Source organism: Paenibacillus sp. FSL L8-0641, assembly GCF_038006265.1.
Lineage (GTDB): Bacteria > Bacillota > Bacilli > Paenibacillales > Paenibacillaceae > Paenibacillus > Paenibacillus polymyxa_D.
Genome location: NZ_JBBOUW010000001.1, coordinates 4,844,796 through 4,862,500, shown reverse-complemented (window position 1 = coordinate 4,862,500; position 17,705 = coordinate 4,844,796). Strand labels below are relative to the sequence as shown.

At 46.6% G+C, this 17,705-nt stretch carries 13 protein-coding genes and 2 rRNA genes (1 of these 15 only partly in view); all 15 read left to right on the top strand.

The annotated features are described in order from the left end of the window. Window positions 1-2,217: ribosomal RNA gene (locus MKY16_RS22060) — 23S ribosomal RNA — on the top strand; it begins 713 nt to the left of the window's first position. A 151-nt stretch (window positions 2,218-2,368) separates the two neighbouring features. Further along, window positions 2,369-2,485, top strand: a 5S ribosomal RNA gene (rrf, locus tag MKY16_RS22055). 164 nt (window positions 2,486-2,649) lie between these two features. Then, the gene (locus MKY16_RS22050; RefSeq protein ID WP_340887116.1) at window positions 2,650-3,837 is read left to right on the top strand and encodes a GNAT family N-acetyltransferase; all 1,188 of its coding nucleotides are present in this window, start codon (window positions 2,650-2,652) and stop codon (window positions 3,835-3,837) included. A gap of 537 nt (window positions 3,838-4,374) precedes the next feature. Beyond that, window positions 4,375-4,839: a CtsR family transcriptional regulator gene (locus MKY16_RS22045; protein WP_013312188.1), complete on the top strand. Its 465-nt coding sequence runs from the start codon at window positions 4,375-4,377 to the stop codon at window positions 4,837-4,839. Between the two features lie 69 nt (window positions 4,840-4,908). Continuing rightward, window positions 4,909-5,433, top strand: coding sequence for a UvrB/UvrC motif-containing protein (locus MKY16_RS22040; protein ID WP_029514506.1), 525 nt, complete (start codon window positions 4,909-4,911; stop codon window positions 5,431-5,433). Window positions 5,434-5,461: 28 nt separating this feature from the next. After that, complete coding sequence (locus tag MKY16_RS22035) at window positions 5,462-6,526, top strand: protein arginine kinase (protein ID WP_340886521.1); 1,065 nt, start codon at window positions 5,462-5,464, stop codon at window positions 6,524-6,526. A gap of 44 nt (window positions 6,527-6,570) precedes the next feature. Further along, window positions 6,571-9,015 (top strand): ATP-dependent protease ATP-binding subunit ClpC, encoded by a 2,445-nt coding sequence (gene clpC / locus MKY16_RS22030; protein ID WP_069011499.1) that lies wholly within the window; start codon window positions 6,571-6,573, stop codon window positions 9,013-9,015. A gap of 240 nt (window positions 9,016-9,255) precedes the next feature. After that, complete coding sequence (gene radA, locus MKY16_RS22025; protein WP_029514504.1) at window positions 9,256-10,629, top strand: DNA repair protein RadA; 1,374 nt, start codon at window positions 9,256-9,258, stop codon at window positions 10,627-10,629. A 12-nt stretch (window positions 10,630-10,641) separates the two neighbouring features. Beyond that, the gene (gene disA / locus MKY16_RS22020; protein ID WP_013312183.1) at window positions 10,642-11,718 is read left to right on the top strand and encodes a DNA integrity scanning diadenylate cyclase DisA; all 1,077 of its coding nucleotides are present in this window, start codon (window positions 10,642-10,644) and stop codon (window positions 11,716-11,718) included. Window positions 11,719-11,772: 54 nt separating this feature from the next. Then, window positions 11,773-12,519 carry a CDP-diacylglycerol--serine O-phosphatidyltransferase gene (gene pssA, locus MKY16_RS22015; protein ID WP_069011498.1) on the top strand — a complete coding sequence of 249 codons (747 nt, stop codon included), beginning with the start codon at window positions 11,773-11,775 and terminating at the stop codon, window positions 12,517-12,519. 185 nt (window positions 12,520-12,704) lie between these two features. Continuing rightward, window positions 12,705-13,790, top strand: coding sequence for a PIN/TRAM domain-containing protein (locus MKY16_RS22010; RefSeq protein WP_029514502.1), 1,086 nt, complete (start codon window positions 12,705-12,707; stop codon window positions 13,788-13,790). Between the two features lie 70 nt (window positions 13,791-13,860). Continuing rightward, complete coding sequence (gene ispD / locus MKY16_RS22005; protein ID WP_029514501.1) at window positions 13,861-14,559, top strand: 2-C-methyl-D-erythritol 4-phosphate cytidylyltransferase; 699 nt, start codon at window positions 13,861-13,863, stop codon at window positions 14,557-14,559. Beyond that, a complete protein-coding gene (gene ispF / locus MKY16_RS22000) occupies window positions 14,556-15,032 on the top strand; it encodes a 2-C-methyl-D-erythritol 2,4-cyclodiphosphate synthase (protein WP_025723806.1) in 477 nt (158 codons plus the stop codon). The genes ispD and ispF overlap by 4 nt, the downstream gene beginning before the upstream one ends. A gap of 39 nt (window positions 15,033-15,071) precedes the next feature. Beyond that, window positions 15,072-16,532 carry a glutamate--tRNA ligase gene (gene gltX, locus MKY16_RS21995; protein WP_029514500.1) on the top strand — a complete coding sequence of 487 codons (1,461 nt, stop codon included), beginning with the start codon at window positions 15,072-15,074 and terminating at the stop codon, window positions 16,530-16,532. A gap of 487 nt (window positions 16,533-17,019) precedes the next feature. Continuing rightward, the gene (gene cysE, locus MKY16_RS21990) at window positions 17,020-17,700 is read left to right on the top strand and encodes a serine O-acetyltransferase (protein WP_029514499.1); all 681 of its coding nucleotides are present in this window, start codon (window positions 17,020-17,022) and stop codon (window positions 17,698-17,700) included. Window positions 17,701-17,705: the final 5 nt, after the last annotated feature.

The following is a 17,705-nucleotide window of genomic DNA, read 5'->3' as shown; positions in this document are numbered from 1 at the left end:
GACGTAGACCCGAAACCGGGTGATCTACCCCTGTCCAGGGTGAAGGTGCGGTAACACGCACTGGAGGCCCGAACCCACGCATGTTGAAAAATGCGGGGATGAGGTGGGGGTAGCGGAGAAATTCCAATCGAACCCGGAGATAGCTGGTTCTCCCCGAAATAGCTTTAGGGCTAGCCTCGGAAAGAAGAATCGTGGAGGTAGAGCACTGATTGGGTGCGGGGCCCGCAAGGGTTACCAAGCTCAGTCAAACTCCGAATGCCATAGATTTAGTTCCGGGAGTCAGACAGTGAGTGCTAAGATCCATTGTCGAAAGGGAAACAGCCCAGACCATCAGCTAAGGTCCCCAAGTGTGTGTTAAGTGGGAAAGGATGTGGAGTTGCACAGACAACCAGGATGTTGGCTTAGAAGCAGCCACCATTGAAAGAGTGCGTAATAGCTCACTGGTCGAGTGACTCTGCGCCGAAAATGTAACGGGGCTAAACACACCACCGAAGCTATGGCTTGATGCTTTGCATCAGGGGTAGGGGAGCGTTGAATGCGGGTTGAAGGTGTACCGTAAGGAGCGCTGGACTGCATTCAAGTGAGAATGCCGGTATGAGTAACGAAAAGATCTGTGAGAATCAGATCCGCCGAAAGCCTAAGGGTTCCTGAGGAAGGTTCGTCCGCTCAGGGTAAGTCGGGACCTAAGGCGAGGCCGATAGGCGTAGTCGAAGGACAACAGGTCGAAATTCCTGTACCACCGTAATCCGCTATGAGCGATGGGGTGACGCAGTAGGGTAGTGACGCGGACGGATGGATGTCCGTCTAAGCAGTGAGGCTGGTGTGTAGGCAAATCCGCACATCGTAAGGCTGGGCTGTGATGGGGAGCGAAAATTGTAGTAGCGAAGGTCATGATCTCAGACTGCCAAGAAAAGCCTCTAGCCAGGAGAAGGTGCCCGTACCGCAAACCGACACAGGTAGGCGAGAAGAGAATTCTAAGGCGCGCGGAAGAACTCTCGTTAAGGAACTCGGCAAAATGACCCCGTAACTTCGGGAGAAGGGGTGCCTCGGTAGGGTGAATAGCCCGAGGGGGCCGCAGTGAAAAGGCCCAAGCGACTGTTTAGCAAAAACACAGGTCTGTGCGAAGCCGCAAGGCGAAGTATACGGGCTGACGCCTGCCCGGTGCTGGAAGGTTAAGGGGAGTGGTAAGCCCTTCGGGGCGAAGCTATGAACCGAAGCCCCAGTAAACGGCGGCCGTAACTATAACGGTCCTAAGGTAGCGAAATTCCTTGTCAGGTAAATTCTGACCCGCACGAATGGCGTAACGACTTGGGCGCTGTCTCAACGAGAGATCCGGTGAAATTTTAATACCTGTGAAGATGCAGGTTACCCGCGACAAGACGGAAAGACCCCATGGAGCTTTACTGCAGCTTGATATTGAATTTGGGTACGATCTGTACAGGATAGGTGGGAGCCGTCGAACTTTGAGCGCCAGCTTGAAGGGAGGCATCCTTGGGATACCACCCTGATCGTATCTAGGTTCTAACTTGGTACCGTAATCCGGTGCGAGGACAGTGTCAGGTGGGCAGTTTGACTGGGGCGGTCGCCTCCTAAAGAGTAACGGAGGCGCCCCAAGGTTCCCTCAGAATGGTTGGAAATCATTCGAAGAGTGCAAAGGCAGAAGGGAGCTTGACTGCGAGACCTACAAGTCGAGCAGGGACGAAAGTCGGGCTTAGTGATCCGGTGGTACCGCATGGAAGGGCCATCGCTCAACGGATAAAAGCTACCCTGGGGATAACAGGCTTATCTCCCCCAAGAGTCCACATCGACGGGGAGGTTTGGCACCTCGATGTCGGCTCATCGCATCCTGGGGCTGAAGTAGGTCCCAAGGGTTGGGCTGTTCGCCCATTAAAGCGGTACGCGAGCTGGGTTCAGAACGTCGTGAGACAGTTCGGTCCCTATCTGTCGTGGGCGTAGGAAATTTGAGAGGAGCTGTCCTTAGTACGAGAGGACCGGGATGGACGTACCGCTGGTGTACCAGTTGTTCCGCCAGGAGCACCGCTGGGTAGCTATGTACGGAAGGGATAAGCGCTGAAAGCATCTAAGCGTGAAGCCCCCCTCAAGATGAGATTTCCCAGTATGTAAGACCCCTTGAAGACGACGAGGTAGATAGGTTGGGGGTGGAAGTGCAGTAATGCATGGAGCTGACCAATACTAATCGGTCGAGGGCTTATCCTAAGATAAAACGCAAATAAGTTTCGGATCCAGTTTTCAGGGTGTAACCTTGAAGGTATGTACAAGTGACATACAACAAGCGCATGGCTATTTGTTCACACGATATGTGATGAAGCGAATAACCTTACGGAAGAATTTGCGTAGCAAATTCATGTTTGGTGGCGATAGCGGAGGGGTTCCACACGTACCCATCCCGAACACGACCGTTAAGCCCTCCAGCGCCGATGGTACTTGGACCGCAGGGTCCTGGGAGAGTAGGACGTCGCCAAGCAAAAGTGAAAAGGATGATAATCTCAATGAGATTATCATCCTTTTTTTATGCATTTTTAGATGGCCACCTGCTTCTAAGGTTGACAGAGAGAATGGGGTTTGCCACACTCTAAGTGTGTAATCTTTTTTATGGATGTCCAAGTATACGAGCGAGGTGATGAAGATATGGAGATCAGACAATTACAGCGTGAGGAATTTGAAGCGGCTATTGAATTATCTCAATATGCTTTTCAGTTTACAATGTCCCTAGAGGATCTGGAAAAGGCCAAGAAGAAATTCAAACCAGAACAAATATGGGGAATATTCGACGGACATGACTTAAATGCTAAACTGACTTTGTTACCGCTTCAGGTATACATAAACGGTCAGGTTTTTGATATGGGGGGCATTGCTGGTGTGGCGACGTGGCCAGAAAAGCGTCGCGGAGGCATGGTATCACGTTTATTGACGCATGCACTTGAAGAGATGAAGTCTGCGGGACAAAGCCTTTCTTTTTTGCATCCATTCTCCTTTGCCTTCTACCGTAAATTTGGATGGGAAACGTATACAGAGTACAAAAAATACGTCATTCCCATTGATAAATTCCCTGCAAAACTTAAAACAGAAGGTACAGTCAAACGCGATATCAAGGATATTTCAGAACTGGACCAAGTGTATCAAGCGTATGCCTCTCGTTATAATGGCACGCTGGTACGAGATAAGGAATGGTGGCAAGAGCGGATTTTAAATGAGAACTATCGAACTGCGGTATATTACTCAGAAACAGGCATTCCGCAAGGATATGCACTATACAAAATTGAAGATAAACAGTTGAATTGTGATGAGTTGGTATATGAAAATGAGACGGTTCGTCGGGCTTTATGGACTTATTTTGCAAATCATGACTCAATGATAGCCAAAGGTAAATTTATTTACGTTCCAGCAGATGACAATTTGCCATTTTTACTCGATGATCCACGGATTCAACAGGAAACTGTGCCTTATTTTATGGGACGTATTGTGGATGCAGCTGCTTTTGTAGAAAGATACCCTTTTGAACAGCTTGAAGAGGAAACAAGTTTAACCTTAAATCTGACAGATCGGTATGCTCCATGGAATGATGGATTATGGAGATTAACGATTACTACGGAGGGGCAAGGACATCTGGAGAGAGTGGATATAAGCAATTCATCTGAAAACGCCATAGTAGCTGACTTGAAACTTGGGATTCAGTCACTGACGACTCTGATGCTTGGCTATCAGCAGGCTGATGATCTGTATAAGTGGGAGCGGATTGAAGGGAGTAGTGAGTCTGTGTCTGCCCTTAAACGCGTAATACCAGTAAATCAAACGTTTTTATTAGATTTTTTCTGATAAAGGCCTATTTAGATCTTTTAAGCTCATCTTTCAGAGAATATAACTTGTGTGGTTATCATTATTTTCAAAACTCTTTCTGTAATGGGAAGAGTTTTTTTATGGTATTGTATAAAACATAATTAGATTGCGAAAAATGGTATTGACCCCTTGGCAAAAATGAATAATGTGCTATAATGTGAATATAGTCAAAGAAAGTCAAAGTCAATCAAACCTAGTGTGATTCTGTAAAAGTATTATGCTGATGGATTGGCCGTATGAAGTAATTTCGATAGTAAAGAAGCAAACGAGGATTGAAATGATTTGCGTATAGTTAGGAGCTGACTCTTATGAACATAAGAGAAGTGTATGATTAATCGCAAATAAAGGCCACACTAGAGACAAAACGGTACATTTCAATGAATGTAGAACAGGCAATAGCCTAAATACAGCTTAGATTCGTGACTTTACCGTTTGGTTAAGTTCAATATACGGCGGACTCTGTGGAGCGTGAAATGTACTTGAATACTTGCGTTTCCGTTAGTGGAGGATGATGAAATGCGCAATGTTTCCGATATTATTGAACAATATTTGAAGAGTATATTGCTGGAAAGTCCCCAAGGTTTAGTGGAGATTCAGCGTAATGATCTGGCTGACCGCTTTTCCTGCGTGCCGTCGCAAATTAATTATGTAATTAGCACCCGGTTTACGCTGGAAAAAGGCTATGTGGTGGAAAGTAAACGCGGTGGTGGAGGCTACATTCGTATTCAGCGAATTCAGCTACCCGCACAGCATGCCATCCATACACATCTTCATCAGAGCATCGGGGAGGAAATTAGCCAATCAGCAGCAGAAGGACTGATTTATCAGTTAGAGGAAGCCCATTTTTTAAGCAAAAGGGAAGCTAATCTAATGAAGGCTGCTTTATCGAGGGATACATTATTACTGAAGCTTCCCTATCGTGATCAACTGCGAGCAAGATTGCTTAAGGCTATGCTGATCTCATTGCTGGCGACCAAATAATGTGTGAATAGAGACTAATTTTTGGATGTAGGGTGGGTATTAAATCCTGACATTGAAGGAGGTGCTTTTATGCTGTGCCAAGAATGTAATATGCGGCCGGCAACTTTGCATTTCACCAAAATTGTGAATGGCGAAAAGACAGAGTTTCATATTTGTGAGACGTGTGCGAAGGAAAAAGGGGAGATGATCCCTGGAACACCTAACGGCTTTTCAATTCATAGCTTGCTGTCGGGGATGTTGGATTTTGACTCCAGTACAAAGAGCCAGTCACCAGGCCACAGTGGTCCGCAGAACCTGCAATGCAAGGATTGTGGCATGACCTATGCACAGTTTAGTAAGCTGGGACGTTTCGGATGCCCGTCGTGCTATCAATATTTTGATAATCGTCTGGACCCTCTGTTCAAGCGTGTGCATGGCAGTACGAATCATGTTGGTAAAGTTCCGGTTCGCACTGGTGGCCGACTGAAGGTTAAACGGCAAATTGACGATTTGAAAAAAGAGATGCAACAGCATATTGTACAGGAAGAGTTTGAATCAGCTGCTGAGCTTAGGGATCAAATCAGAGAGCTTGAAAAAGAAATGACTGAAGAGTAAAGTTTGTGAAGAGTAGGAGGGATGCGTAATGCCCAATGTTCGGTTTACGGAGAAGCCGCTAAGTGACTGGATGCGTGGTGATGCTGCGGATTCGGAGATTGTCATTAGCAGCCGGGTAAGAATTGCGCGTAACTTGCAGCATCTGCCTTTTCCCATGCTTGCTACCAATCAGCAGTCGGCAGAAGCACTTCAGCGCTTGACGGATATCCTTCAGTATGATGATTTAGGCGGTTTTGGTACTTTTCATACGTTGAAAATATCCGAGTTGGATGAGATCGACAAGAAGGTGCTGGTTGAGAAGCATTTGATTAGTCCTAATTTGGCGAACGAATCTCGTAACGGTGCTGTCTTAATTAGCGATGATGAATCGGTTAGTGTTATGATAAACGAAGAGGATCATCTGCGTATCCAGTGCTTATATCCGGGATGTCAGGTTAGAGAAGCTTGGGAACGCGCTATGGTTATTGATGATGCATTTGAAGCGCATGTTGATTATGCATTTGATGATCGGAGAGGTTTTCTAACCAGTTGTCCAACGAATGTCGGCACAGGTATGAGAGCTTCGGTGATGATGCATTTGCCCGCATTAGTCATGACTCATCAAATCAATCGTATATTGTCTGCTGTTTCACAGGTAGGTCTTACAGTTCGCGGCATTTACGGTGAAGGCAGCGAAGCGGTCGGAAATTTGTTTCAGGTGTCTAATCAGATTACACTGGGACAAACCGAAGCGGAGATTATTGAGAATCTACATGGCGTGGTGCTACAAATTATTGAGCACGAGCGTTCTGCCAGAGAAAGGCTAATGAATGAATCTATGCTGCGAATTACAGATCGGGTGATGCGTTCATTCGGTATTTTGTCGTATGCAGCAGTATTGGATTCCAAGGAGGCTGCACAGCGGCTGTCTGATGTACGTCTTGGCGTAGATTTGGGGATTTTGGAGCGTCCTTCCACCGCAGCGATGAATGAGCTGAATGTGATGACACAACCCGGGTTCCTGCAAAAAAGCTTTGGGGATAAAATGAATACCGAAGAGCGCGATATGTACCGGGCGAAGCTGATCCGGCAAAAATTAGGCACAACCCTTTAATATATAAAATGATCTGAAATACACACTGTGGAGGTGCAGGATATATGATGTTTGGAAGATTTACGGAACGTGCACAGAAAGTGCTTGCTTTGGCTCAGGAAGAAGCAGTTCGATTGGGACACAACAACATTGGTACAGAGCACATTTTGCTAGGCCTCATTCGTGAAGGTGAAGGAATAGCAGCGAAAGCCTTAATCGGTTTGGGCCTGGGACTGGAAAAAATCCAGGATGAAGTGGAAACGTTGATTGGACGCGGTCAAGAGCAACCTACGAACATTGCCTATACTCCACGTGCCAAAAAAGTCATCGAACTGTCTATGGATGAAGCCCGCAAACTGGGCCATACCTATGTAGGTACAGAACATATTTTGCTTGGTCTTATTCGTGAAGGCGAAGGCGTAGCAGCACGCGTACTGAACAACCTGGGCATCAGTCTGAACAAAGCGCGTCAGCAAGTGCTTCAATTGCTCGGCAGCAGCGAGGCTGTTTCCAGCCATCACGGTGCTCCAGCTAATGTCAGCACGCCAACCCTGGACAGTCTGGCACGCGATCTGACGGCATCTGCGAAGGAAAACAACCTGGACCCTGTTATTGGGCGTAGCAAGGAAATTGAACGCGTAATTCAGGTGCTCAGCCGCCGTACAAAGAACAATCCGGTTCTGATTGGTGAGCCTGGGGTAGGTAAAACGGCGATTGCCGAAGGATTGGCTCAAAAAATCATAGCGAATGAGATTCCCGAAACATTGCGCGACAAGCGCGTAATGACACTGGATATGGGCTCTGTGGTAGCAGGCACCAAGTATCGTGGCGAATTCGAGGATCGTTTGAAAAAAATTATGGACGAGATTCGTCAAGCGGGTAATATCGTGTTGTTCATTGATGAGCTGCATACGCTGATTGGTGCTGGTGGAGCGGAAGGCGCAATTGATGCGTCCAACATCCTGAAACCTGCTCTAGCACGTGGCGAGCTGCAATGCATCGGTGCGACCACGCTGGATGAATACCGCAAATATATTGAGAAAGATGCTGCTTTGGAGCGTCGCTTTCAACCCATTACAGTGGATCAACCTTCTCCAGAAGAGGCGATTCAAATTCTGTATGGTCTGCGTGACCGTTACGAAGCGCATCACCGTGTAAAGATCACAGATGAGGCTATTGAAGCAGCCGTAAAATTGTCAGATCGTTATATCACTGATCGCTTCCTGCCAGATAAGGCTATTGACCTTATTGATGAAGCGGGCTCCAAAGTAAGACTGAATTCTTACACTGTACCGCCAAACCTGAAACAGCTGGAAAACCGTCTGGAAGATATCCGGAAGGAAAAGGATTCAGCGGTACAAAGTCAGGAGTTTGAAAAAGCGGCAGCCCTGCGTGATACAGAGCAAAAAATCCGTGAAGAGCTAGACGTGACCAAAAACCAATGGAAAGAACAACAGGGTCGTACAGATTCTGAAGTTACACCAGAGGATATCGCTCAAGTCGTTGCAATCTGGACAGGTGTTCCAGTCAGCAAGCTGAAAGAGGAAGAAACACACCGCTTGTTGAATATGGAAGAGTTGCTGCATGAGCGGGTAATCGGACAGGACGAAGCAGTTAAGGCAGTAAGCCGGGCGATTCGCCGGGCACGTGCCGGACTGAAAGATCCGAAGCGTCCAATTGGGTCCTTTATTTTCCTCGGTCCAACTGGGGTGGGTAAAACAGAGTTGGCACGCGCCTTGGCTGAATCCATGTTTGGAGATGAAAATGCGGTTATCCGTATTGATATGTCTGAATATATGGAGAAACACTCCACGTCCCGTCTGGTAGGAGCGCCTCCAGGGTACGTTGGATATGAGGAAGGCGGTCAACTGACCGAGAAGGTACGTCGTAAGCCTTACTCTGTTGTATTGCTGGATGAAATTGAAAAAGCACACCCAGAAGTATTCAATATTCTTCTGCAAGTTCTGGAAGATGGTCGTCTAACAGATTCCAAAGGTCGTGTCGTCGATTTCCGTAACACACTCATCATCCTAACATCTAATGTTGGTGCACAGGCTATTAAACGTAACTCCACGCTTGGTTTTACAGCTGTAGTAGACGCTGGGGCGGATTATGATAATATGAAGGGCAAAGTGATGGATGAATTGAAGAAAAGCTTCCGTCCTGAGTTCTTGAACCGGATTGATGAAATTATCGTTTTCCATTCTCTCGAAGAAAAACATATTGCTGAAATTGTGTCACTCATGTCTGAGGAGCTGCGTAAACGCCTGAATGAGTATGAGGTTGACTTCGAGTTGACAGACAACGCTAAAAAATTCCTTGCGAAGGAAGGCTTTGATCCAGCGTATGGTGCGCGTCCATTGCGTCGTGCAATCCAGAAGCATATCGAAGATCGCCTGTCCGAGGAATTGTTGACTGGCAACATTACTAAAGGTGACTCTCTCTTCATTGATGAGGAGAACGGTACATTGACTGTAACCAAAAAGGGTAATGTATCTGCCAAGTCCTAAAGCAGTTTACTAAATAAACAGTAGAAAAGGGTGTCTCGCAGGCTGGAAAGCTATTGCGAAGGCACCCTTTTTGTGTATAAAACACGGTGAAAAGGTTGGGTAAATGCTTTGGGAAAGTTTGTGATATTGCTTTACGTCCGCCAAGCTTCAATGGTAAACTTTTATTGTTACAGCTCTTTCTGGGTTGTATGAACATAAATTTGACATCATCGTCGTCAATAAGGAGCCAGGGAACAAAGTATGGCTAAAGTGAAAACTAAATTTTCCTGTACGGAATGTGGTTATGAATCGCCCAAATGGTACGGGAAATGTCCTGGATGCCAGGCATGGAATTCCATGGTCGAAGAAACGGAAAGCGTTGTAAAAACTCAAGGAATGGGGTCTTCCCTTCTTACTCATAGCACAAAAGACAAGCCACTCCCTATTATAGAGGTGGAGAGCGGTAAAGAAGCACGAATTTTGACGGGAATTGGCGAATTGAATCGAGTACTCGGTGGAGGTGTGGTGCCGGGTTCACTCGTTTTGGTGGGCGGTGATCCGGGAATCGGTAAATCTACGCTTATGCTGCAAACATCTAATGAGCTGGCTTTAACTGGTTTAAAGGTGCTGTACGTGTCTGGTGAGGAATCTGTCCGTCAAACGAAACTACGTGCAGATCGACTCGGTGCCTTGTCCCCCAGCCTATACGTATTATGTGAGACGAATTTGGAGACGATTGAAGAAGCGGTGGACAGCTTGAAGCCGGAGTTTTTGGTCATCGACTCGATACAGACTGTATATTTGCCTGAGGTGACGAGTGCACCAGGTAGTGTGGCTCAGGTGCGGGAATGTACTTCACGCTTTATGCGAATTGCCAAGGGGCTAGGTATTGCTACGGTACTGGTAGGGCATGTGACCAAGGAAGGTGCCATTGCAGGTCCGCGTTTGTTGGAACATATGGTTGATTGTGTGCTTTATTTTGAAGGAGAGCGTCATCATACGTATCGGCTTTTGCGTGCAGTTAAAAATCGTTTTGGTTCTACAAATGAGATTGGTATTTTTGAAATGGCTGAAAGCGGTTTGCGTGAGGTATCCAATCCTTCCGAGTTGTTTCTGTCTGAACGCCCACTAGGGGTGGCGGGTTCTACTGTTGTAGCCAGTATGGAAGGAACCCGGCCTGTATTGGTTGAACTGCAAGCATTGATTGCAGCTACGCATTTTCCATCTCCACGCCGGATGGGCACAGGAGTCGATCATCATCGAATGGGATTAATCATAGCCGTGCTAGAAAAGCGGATGGGCATGTTTTTGCAAAACCAGGACGCTTATCTCAACGTAGCCGGAGGTGTAAAGTTGGATGAACCGGCGGTAGATTTGGCTATAGCTGTGAGTATTGCTTCCAGCTTTAGAGATGCTCCTACCAAGCCGTACGATGTGATTTTTGGCGAGGTGGGACTGACAGGTGAGGTGCGTGCGGTATCCCGAGCAGAACAGCGAGTACGAGAAGCGGAGAAACTAGGTTTCAAACGGGTGATCATGCCAGAGAAAAGCTTGAAGGGCTGGACACATCCGAAAGGGATACAAATTATAGGAGTAGGAACGGTAGCAGATGCACTGGCAGCCGCATTAGATTAGGGGGCATTGAGAATGAAAGAAGCGAGCCAACTGGATAAAATGAACGATTTGCTGCGGCTTGTGGCACCGGGAACTCCCTTTCGCGACGGATTAGAAAACGTTTTGCGTGCCAAAACGGGTGCTCTTCTGGTCGTTGGCTATAGCCCAGAAGTTATGGAAGTCGTGGATGGCGGTTTCTCCATTAATTGTGATTTTTCGCCGAACTATTTGTATGAGTTGGCTAAAATGGACGGCGCAATCATATTAAGCGAGGATTTAAAACGAATTTTATATGCTAATACGCAACTGATTCCTGACTCCTCGATTTCGTCGATTGAAACAGGAATTCGGCACCGGACGGCAGAACGAGTTGCTAAGCAAACTGGTAAACTAGTGGTGTCTATTTCCCAGCGGCGTAATATTATTACCTTGTATCAGGGGACATTACGGTATGCGCTCAAGGAAATCGGGGTTATTTTAACGAAAGCCAATCAGGCTATTCAGACGTTAGAAAAATATAGATCTGTGTTGGGGCAAGCCTCTACGAATTTGACAGCATCTGAATTTGAAGAGCTGGTTACCATGCCGGAGGTCGTTAATGTCATCCAACGGATCGAAATGGTGCTGCGCATCAAAATGGAGATCAAACGATTTATTAACGAGCTCGGAAATGAGGGCCGTCTAATTAGTATGCAGATGGAAGAGCTTGTCAGCAATATTGAGGAAGAAGCATGGTTGTTGTATAAGGATTATGCCAAAGACGATAGCGACGAAAAGATTCGTGAAATTATATTGGGACTCAAACGTTCTACGGACGACGAATTATTGGATGTGAATCATATTGTACGTTTACTAGGCTACCCTTCTTCAGCTGCGACATCAGAGGAGTATATTGCTGCACGCGGCTATCGGGTACTGAACAAGATACCGCGTTTACCGAATGTGATTATTCATAATCTGGTAGAGCGGTTTGGACGTTTTCCACATGTCATCACAGCAACGATAGAAGAACTGGATGAAGTGGATGGTATTGGAGAGGTTCGTGCGCGTACGATTAAAGAAGGTCTTAAACGTTTGCAGGAACAAGTTTTCATTGACAGGCAAATGTAAATGTAATACAGTGAAAGGATTATAATGGAACAATTCATACATTGAGGTGAAGAGATGATTACCAAATCAATTCCGAACTTGTGTACCTTAGGTAACTTGTTTCTCGGAATGATCGCCATTTTATTGGCTGTAGACGGAAAATACAGTCTTGCCGCTATTATGGTTATTGTCGCCATGTTGTTGGACGGACTGGATGGAAGAATGGCCCGGGTCCTGAATGCCCAAAGCGAATTCGGTAAAGAACTGGACTCCTTATCAGATATGATATCTTTTGGTGTTGCTCCCGCAGTTATTATGTACATGGTTGCTTTTCATGATGCGAATTCGGCTCTCGCTTGGACGGTTACTGCCATTTTCCCGATGTGCGGAGCGTTGCGTTTGGCTCGATTTAACGTACGTCCTGGTGTACCAGGTTATTTTACGGGTCTACCAATTCCGGCAGCAGGTGGCGTATTAGCCACTTTGTCCTTATTCCATAACGATATTTCTTTGTTATACATGTCGATTGCCATGTTGCTGGTCTCTTATTTGATGGTCAGCTCCATGAAATATCCAAATTTTAAAAAGGTTGGCCTCCCGAAAAAAGCAATTTGGGTGGCTCCATGGGTCGTAATTGCAGCGGTGGTGTTGGCTGTTAAATTCCCTGACCAGCTGTCGAAGCTGATTTTTGTGCCACTGGTGCTGTATGCATTGTATGGTATGAAGCTGAACATTCGTAAACTATCACGCAGACGTGGGCGTGATCGGGATCGTTCCAGTCAGGAAGAACAGGACGATCAATATCGTCATTCACAGCGGTAGTATCAAGCAAGTATAAGCATTTATTTCCTTGAATTATTTCAAGGAGATAAATGCTTTTTTTATGCATAAAAAGTGAAAACACAGGGTTAGTTATGTGGGAAATGGATCATACTGGTAAGAGAAATGCTATGTATCCAATAAATAGCAGACTAATGAAAAGAAAATAAAGGAGGTATAGAGATTCAATGTGGAGAAAGGCTATTTTAACTTTTACAGGATTGTGCGGAGCATGGTTTGGCTATACGTTATACCAGCGGGTAGGGGGCATTGTATCGTGGATGCCAGAATGGTTGAGTGATGGGTCTTTACCGGGAATGGTTGTTTGGATGATGGCGGGAGCAGTGTTATTTATGGCCGGGTGCTCATTCGCAGGAGCATCCGTGGCGAACCGGTTGCAACAGGGCATTGAAGGCTTGGTACGAATTCCGATGAACGAGATGATGGCAGGTGTGATTGGTTTAGCGGTGGGATTGATACTTTCCTTAGCAGTCTATCCGCTTTTTTCATGGTTGGGGGCCCCGGGTCAACTTATCCAGACGGCTGTTACCGTGATATGTGGATATGTGGGATTAATGGTTGGACTAGAAAAGCGGGACGAGCTGTCATCCTTTTGGAGTTCTGGCTTTTTTGGTCGGGGAACGGGTGCAGAAGAACGCAAGCTGGAGGAACATAAAATTTTGGACACCAGCGTCATTATAGATGGGCGTATTGCAGATATCTGCAAGACAGGTTTTATTGAAGGAACGATTGTGATTCCTGAATTTGTGTTAGAGGAGCTTCAGCATATTGCAGATTCATCAGATTTACTTAAGCGTAATCGTGGACGACGGGGCCTGGATATTTTGAATAAAATCCAAAAAGAGCTGGATGTGAATGTGCTCATTTACGAAGGTGATTTTGAGGAAATTTCAGAGGTTGACAGTAAGTTGGTCAAGCTGGCAAAGGTGTTACAGGGTAAAGTTGTAACTAACGATTTTAACCTGAATAAAGTATGCGAACTGCAAGGTGTATCAGTGCTGAATATTAACGATTTGGCGAATGCAGTGAAGCCTGTCGTACTGCCCGGTGAGGAAATTATGGTGCAGATTATTAAAGACGGCAAGGAGCATGGGCAGGGTGTAGCCTATCTGGATGATGGTACGATGATTGTTGTGGAAGGCGGACGTGACTATATTGGCTCTCTTATGGAGGTGCTGGTCACGAGTGTACTTCAGACCTCGGCCGGACGTATGATCTTTGCCAAACCGAAATTATTGGAAAAAGCTCAATAAACGCGGTATGATGAAGTAGATGTGTTATCATACGGATCGTCCAAGTGCGATCAGGGCAGGAGTTATTTGAATGAACAATCGGGTAGGAGTTGTCATTGTGGCAGCAGGGCGCGGCTCCCGTATGGGGACGCAGGAGAGCAAGCAATTTCTGCTTTTGCGGGACAAGCCCATCTTCATACATACACTTGAAATATTCGCAGCTATGCCCGAAGTGGATGAAATGGTGATGGTGACTGGGACAGCAGATGTGGAACGCTGCCGAGATTGGATTCATCAATACAAAATCGGTAAAAATGTACGGGTGGTGGCTGGTGGCAGTGAACGCCAGCATTCGGTCTATCGCGGTCTGCGCCACTTACAAGCGGATTGGGTGATGGTGCATGATGGTGTGCGTCCACTCATTCAACCTGAGCTTGTACGTTCATGCCTTGAGGCAGCCCAGCGTACTGGTGCTTCTGTAGCGGCAGTACCTGTAAAGGATACGGTCAAGCAAGTGAACGGGGATGGTATCATTACAGCAACGCCGGATCGCCGAAGTCTGTGGAGTATTCAAACGCCACAGACTTTTCGTCTTTCCGATCTGCTGCGAGCCTATGAGGAAGCGGAGCAGTCGAGATTCTTGGGAACAGATGATTCTATGCTGATAGAGCGGCTAGGCATTCCGGTTACTGTCGTTCAAGGCAGCTATAAGAACATCAAAATTACTACACCGGAGGATTTGGATATGGCGGCGCTATGGGTGAAAACAGAGGGAGAGGATATCAAATGATCAGAGTGGGACAAGGATTTGACGTCCACCAGCTGGTGGAAGGAAGGCCATGCATCATCGGAGGTGTGAATATTCCGTATGAAAAAGGTTTATTGGGCCATTCCGATGCAGACGTACTGCTGCATGCCATTAGCGATGCTATCCTGGGCGCGCTTGGCTTGGGAGACATCGGGAAGCATTTTCCAGATAATGACCCAGAATTTAAGGATGCTGACAGTCTTAAGCTACTGGAGCATGTGTGGGGGCTAGCTAAAGAGCGAGGATATCGCCTGGGGAATATCGATTCTACGATTATCGCACAAAAGCCCAAAATGGCATCGTATATTCCGCAGATGAATGAAGTCATCGCTCGGGCGCTGGAAGCAGAGGAGCTATCCCAGGTGAACGTCAAGGCGACCACGACAGAGCAACTCGGGTTTCCCGGCCGGGGTGAAGGAATCGCGGCTCAATCGGTTGTCTGTCTTATCAAGTAAATGCTATCATCTTGAGTAATTCAATTTGGAGGAGATTATATGAGCACGGAAGTTCGTGTACGTTATGCACCAAGCCCTACAGGGCATCTGCACATTGGAAATGCCAGAACGGCATTATTTAATTATTTGTTTGCCCGCAATCAAGGTGGGAAATTTATTATTCGTATCGAAGACACAGATGTGAAGCGCAATATTGAGGGCGGAGAAGAAAGCCAACTTAAATATTTGAAATGGTTGGGTATGGACTGGGATGAGAGCGTAGACGTGGGAGGAGAGTTTGGACCTTATCGTCAGACTGAACGCTTGGACATATATAAAACATACTGGCAGGATTTGCTGGATCGTGGTTTGGCTTACCGCTGTTACTGCACTGAAGAAGAGCTGGAGCGCGAGCGTGAAGAGCAGACGGCACGTGGGGAGACACCGCGCTATTCTGGAAAACATCGTGATCTAACAGAAGAACAGTGCCAGGCATTTGAAGCAGAGGGCCGTGTACCAAGTATTCGTTTTCGTGTACCGGAAGATCGTGAATATACGTTTGACGATATCGTTAAAGGACAAATTACGTTCAATTCCAAGGAAAGCGGCGATTTTGTTATCGTCAAAAAAGACGGTATTCCGACATATAACTTCGCTGTAGCAGTTGACGATTATTTGATGAAAATATCGCATGTACTACGGGGCGAAGACCATGTTTCCAATACACCGCGGCAGTTGATGATCTTTGAAGCTCTCGGGTGGGAACCGCCACGCTTCGGTCATATGACGCTGATTGTAGGTGAGGATCACAAAAAGCTCAGTAAACGTAACGAATCCATTATTCAGTTTATGGAGCAGTATGACAAGTTGGGCTATTTGCCAGAAGCTATATTCAACTTCATCGCACTGCTGGGTTGGTCCCCAGAAGGCGAAGAAGAGATCTATGATCGGGAACAACTGATTTCGATTTTCGATCCTAATCGTTTGTCCAAAAGTCCAGCTGTGTTTGATACAAATAAGCTTGCTTATTTGAACAATCACTATATTAAAAAGGCTGATCCTGAGCGAATTGCCAGCATGGCGATTCCACATCTCCAGACAGCGGGGCTGTTGCCTACTGAGCTGTCTGCGGAACAACTGGATTGGGCTAAGGCCCTTGTTCGCTTATACCAGGAACAGATGACATCTGCGTCCGATATTGTAACGTTGTCTGAGTTGTTTTTCCGTTCACATCTGGAACTGGATGCTGAAGCAGCAGCTGTATTGGCCGAAGAGCAGGTTCCTGAGGTACTTAGAGCTTTTGCAGGTAAAGTTGAAACGAGTGAGGAATTTACAGCTCCACAAATGGCTAAGCTGATCAAAGAAGTTCAAAAGGAAACCGGTTTTAAGGGGAAACAATTATTCATGCCGATTCGTGTGGCTCTTACAGGCCAAACGCATGGACGGGATCTGAATGAAACTATCTTTTTGCTTGGACGTGACAAGGTACTGGATCGTCTCAAGGCACAAATTAAAGGCTGATATTTCTTGTCAATTTGTTGTCTTTTCGCTATAATGACTCCATTGATACGGATTGATATTTACGTGTAAAGGCTGCGAACAGGAGAAGTACACTGCATAAGGGCATCTGCCAGAGAGGACGGTCGAGGGGAAACCCCAGGCTGAGAGCCGTCCAGTTGACCTGCGGAGGAAATGCGCCTGGGAGCCGTGCGCCCGAACCCTCATTAGCATCAAATGCTGATGTGACAAGGGCGTGCCGATTCGTTCCCGTTACAGGACGCCAAAGACGGATTATCTGCTTTTTATGCAGCAGATATGTTCGAAAGCAGAGTGGGACCACGTTCATGCGTCTCTGCAGCTTAGGCTGCGGAGGCGCTTTTTCTTTTTTATCAGACTCAGACTCGTTATAGATAGAAAAATGTCGAAGAGTGCTGGTGGATGCGAAAATTGGCGGAACGTGAAGTGTTGTGATGATGCGGCAAGGATATGAAGGGAATAGGAGGGCGACATGTTCAGACATTTCAAATCCGACATTCAGACTGTTTTGGATAATGATCCGGCCGCCCGGAGTAAGCTGGAGGTCATTTTTACGTATTCCGGTGTTCATGCCCTTTGGGCACACCGAATCGCACATTGGTTTTATTTGCGAAACTGGTGTACTCTAGCCCGTGTTATATCCCAGGTATCAAGGTTTATGACAGGCATTGAAATTCATCCTGGCGCTCGTATCGGAGATCGGCTGTTCATTGACCATGGCATGGGAGTTGTCATCGGGGAAACCTGTGAGATTGGCGACGATGTCGTATTGTATCAGGGGGTCACACTCGGCGGGACTGGGAAAGAGAAAGGGAAGCGCCATCCGACCATTGGGAATAATGTTGTTATCGGCTCTGGTGCGAAGATATTAGGCTCTTTCACGATTGGGGCACAATCCAACATTGGCTCTAATTCGGTTGTGCTCAAAGAAGTTCCACCAAACAGTACGGTGGTGGGCATCCCGGGGCGAGTTGTCAGACAGGATGGTAGGCGTCCAGACCGACTTAGTCATCAGTTGCCTGATCCGGTTGTGGATTCTATGCGAGAGCTTCAACGGGAAATAGAACGTTTGCGTGCAGAAATGTCTGATTTGAAGGATGGGGCATCCGCTCAGAAACATCAGGTGGCCCAAGAGAATACATTAGAAAAATGATTTTC

What these genes read in the sequence shown, in the direction of transcription:
- MKY16_RS22035 (WP_340886521.1), top strand. Translation starts at nt 5,462, where the DNA reads ATGCCCAATGTTCGGTTTACGGAGAAGCCGCTAAGTGACTGGATGCGT.
- cysE (WP_029514499.1), top strand. Translation starts at nt 17,020, where the DNA reads ATGTTCAGACATTTCAAATCCGACATTCAGACTGTTTTGGATAATGAT.
- radA (WP_029514504.1), top strand. Translation starts at nt 9,256, where the DNA reads ATGGCTAAAGTGAAAACTAAATTTTCCTGTACGGAATGTGGTTATGAA.
- ispD (WP_029514501.1), top strand. Translation starts at nt 13,861, where the DNA reads ATGAACAATCGGGTAGGAGTTGTCATTGTGGCAGCAGGGCGCGGCTCC.
- gltX (WP_029514500.1), top strand. Translation starts at nt 15,072, where the DNA reads ATGAGCACGGAAGTTCGTGTACGTTATGCACCAAGCCCTACAGGGCAT.
- pssA (WP_069011498.1), top strand. Translation starts at nt 11,773, where the DNA reads ATGATTACCAAATCAATTCCGAACTTGTGTACCTTAGGTAACTTGTTT.
- disA (WP_013312183.1), top strand. Translation starts at nt 10,642, where the DNA reads ATGAAAGAAGCGAGCCAACTGGATAAAATGAACGATTTGCTGCGGCTT.
- clpC (WP_069011499.1), top strand. Translation starts at nt 6,571, where the DNA reads ATGATGTTTGGAAGATTTACGGAACGTGCACAGAAAGTGCTTGCTTTG.
- ispF (WP_025723806.1), top strand. Translation starts at nt 14,556, where the DNA reads ATGATCAGAGTGGGACAAGGATTTGACGTCCACCAGCTGGTGGAAGGA.
- MKY16_RS22010 (WP_029514502.1), top strand. Translation starts at nt 12,705, where the DNA reads ATGTGGAGAAAGGCTATTTTAACTTTTACAGGATTGTGCGGAGCATGG.
- MKY16_RS22045 (WP_013312188.1), top strand. Translation starts at nt 4,375, where the DNA reads ATGCGCAATGTTTCCGATATTATTGAACAATATTTGAAGAGTATATTG.
- MKY16_RS22040 (WP_029514506.1), top strand. Translation starts at nt 4,909, where the DNA reads ATGCTGTGCCAAGAATGTAATATGCGGCCGGCAACTTTGCATTTCACC.
- MKY16_RS22050 (WP_340887116.1), top strand. Translation starts at nt 2,650, where the DNA reads ATGGAGATCAGACAATTACAGCGTGAGGAATTTGAAGCGGCTATTGAA.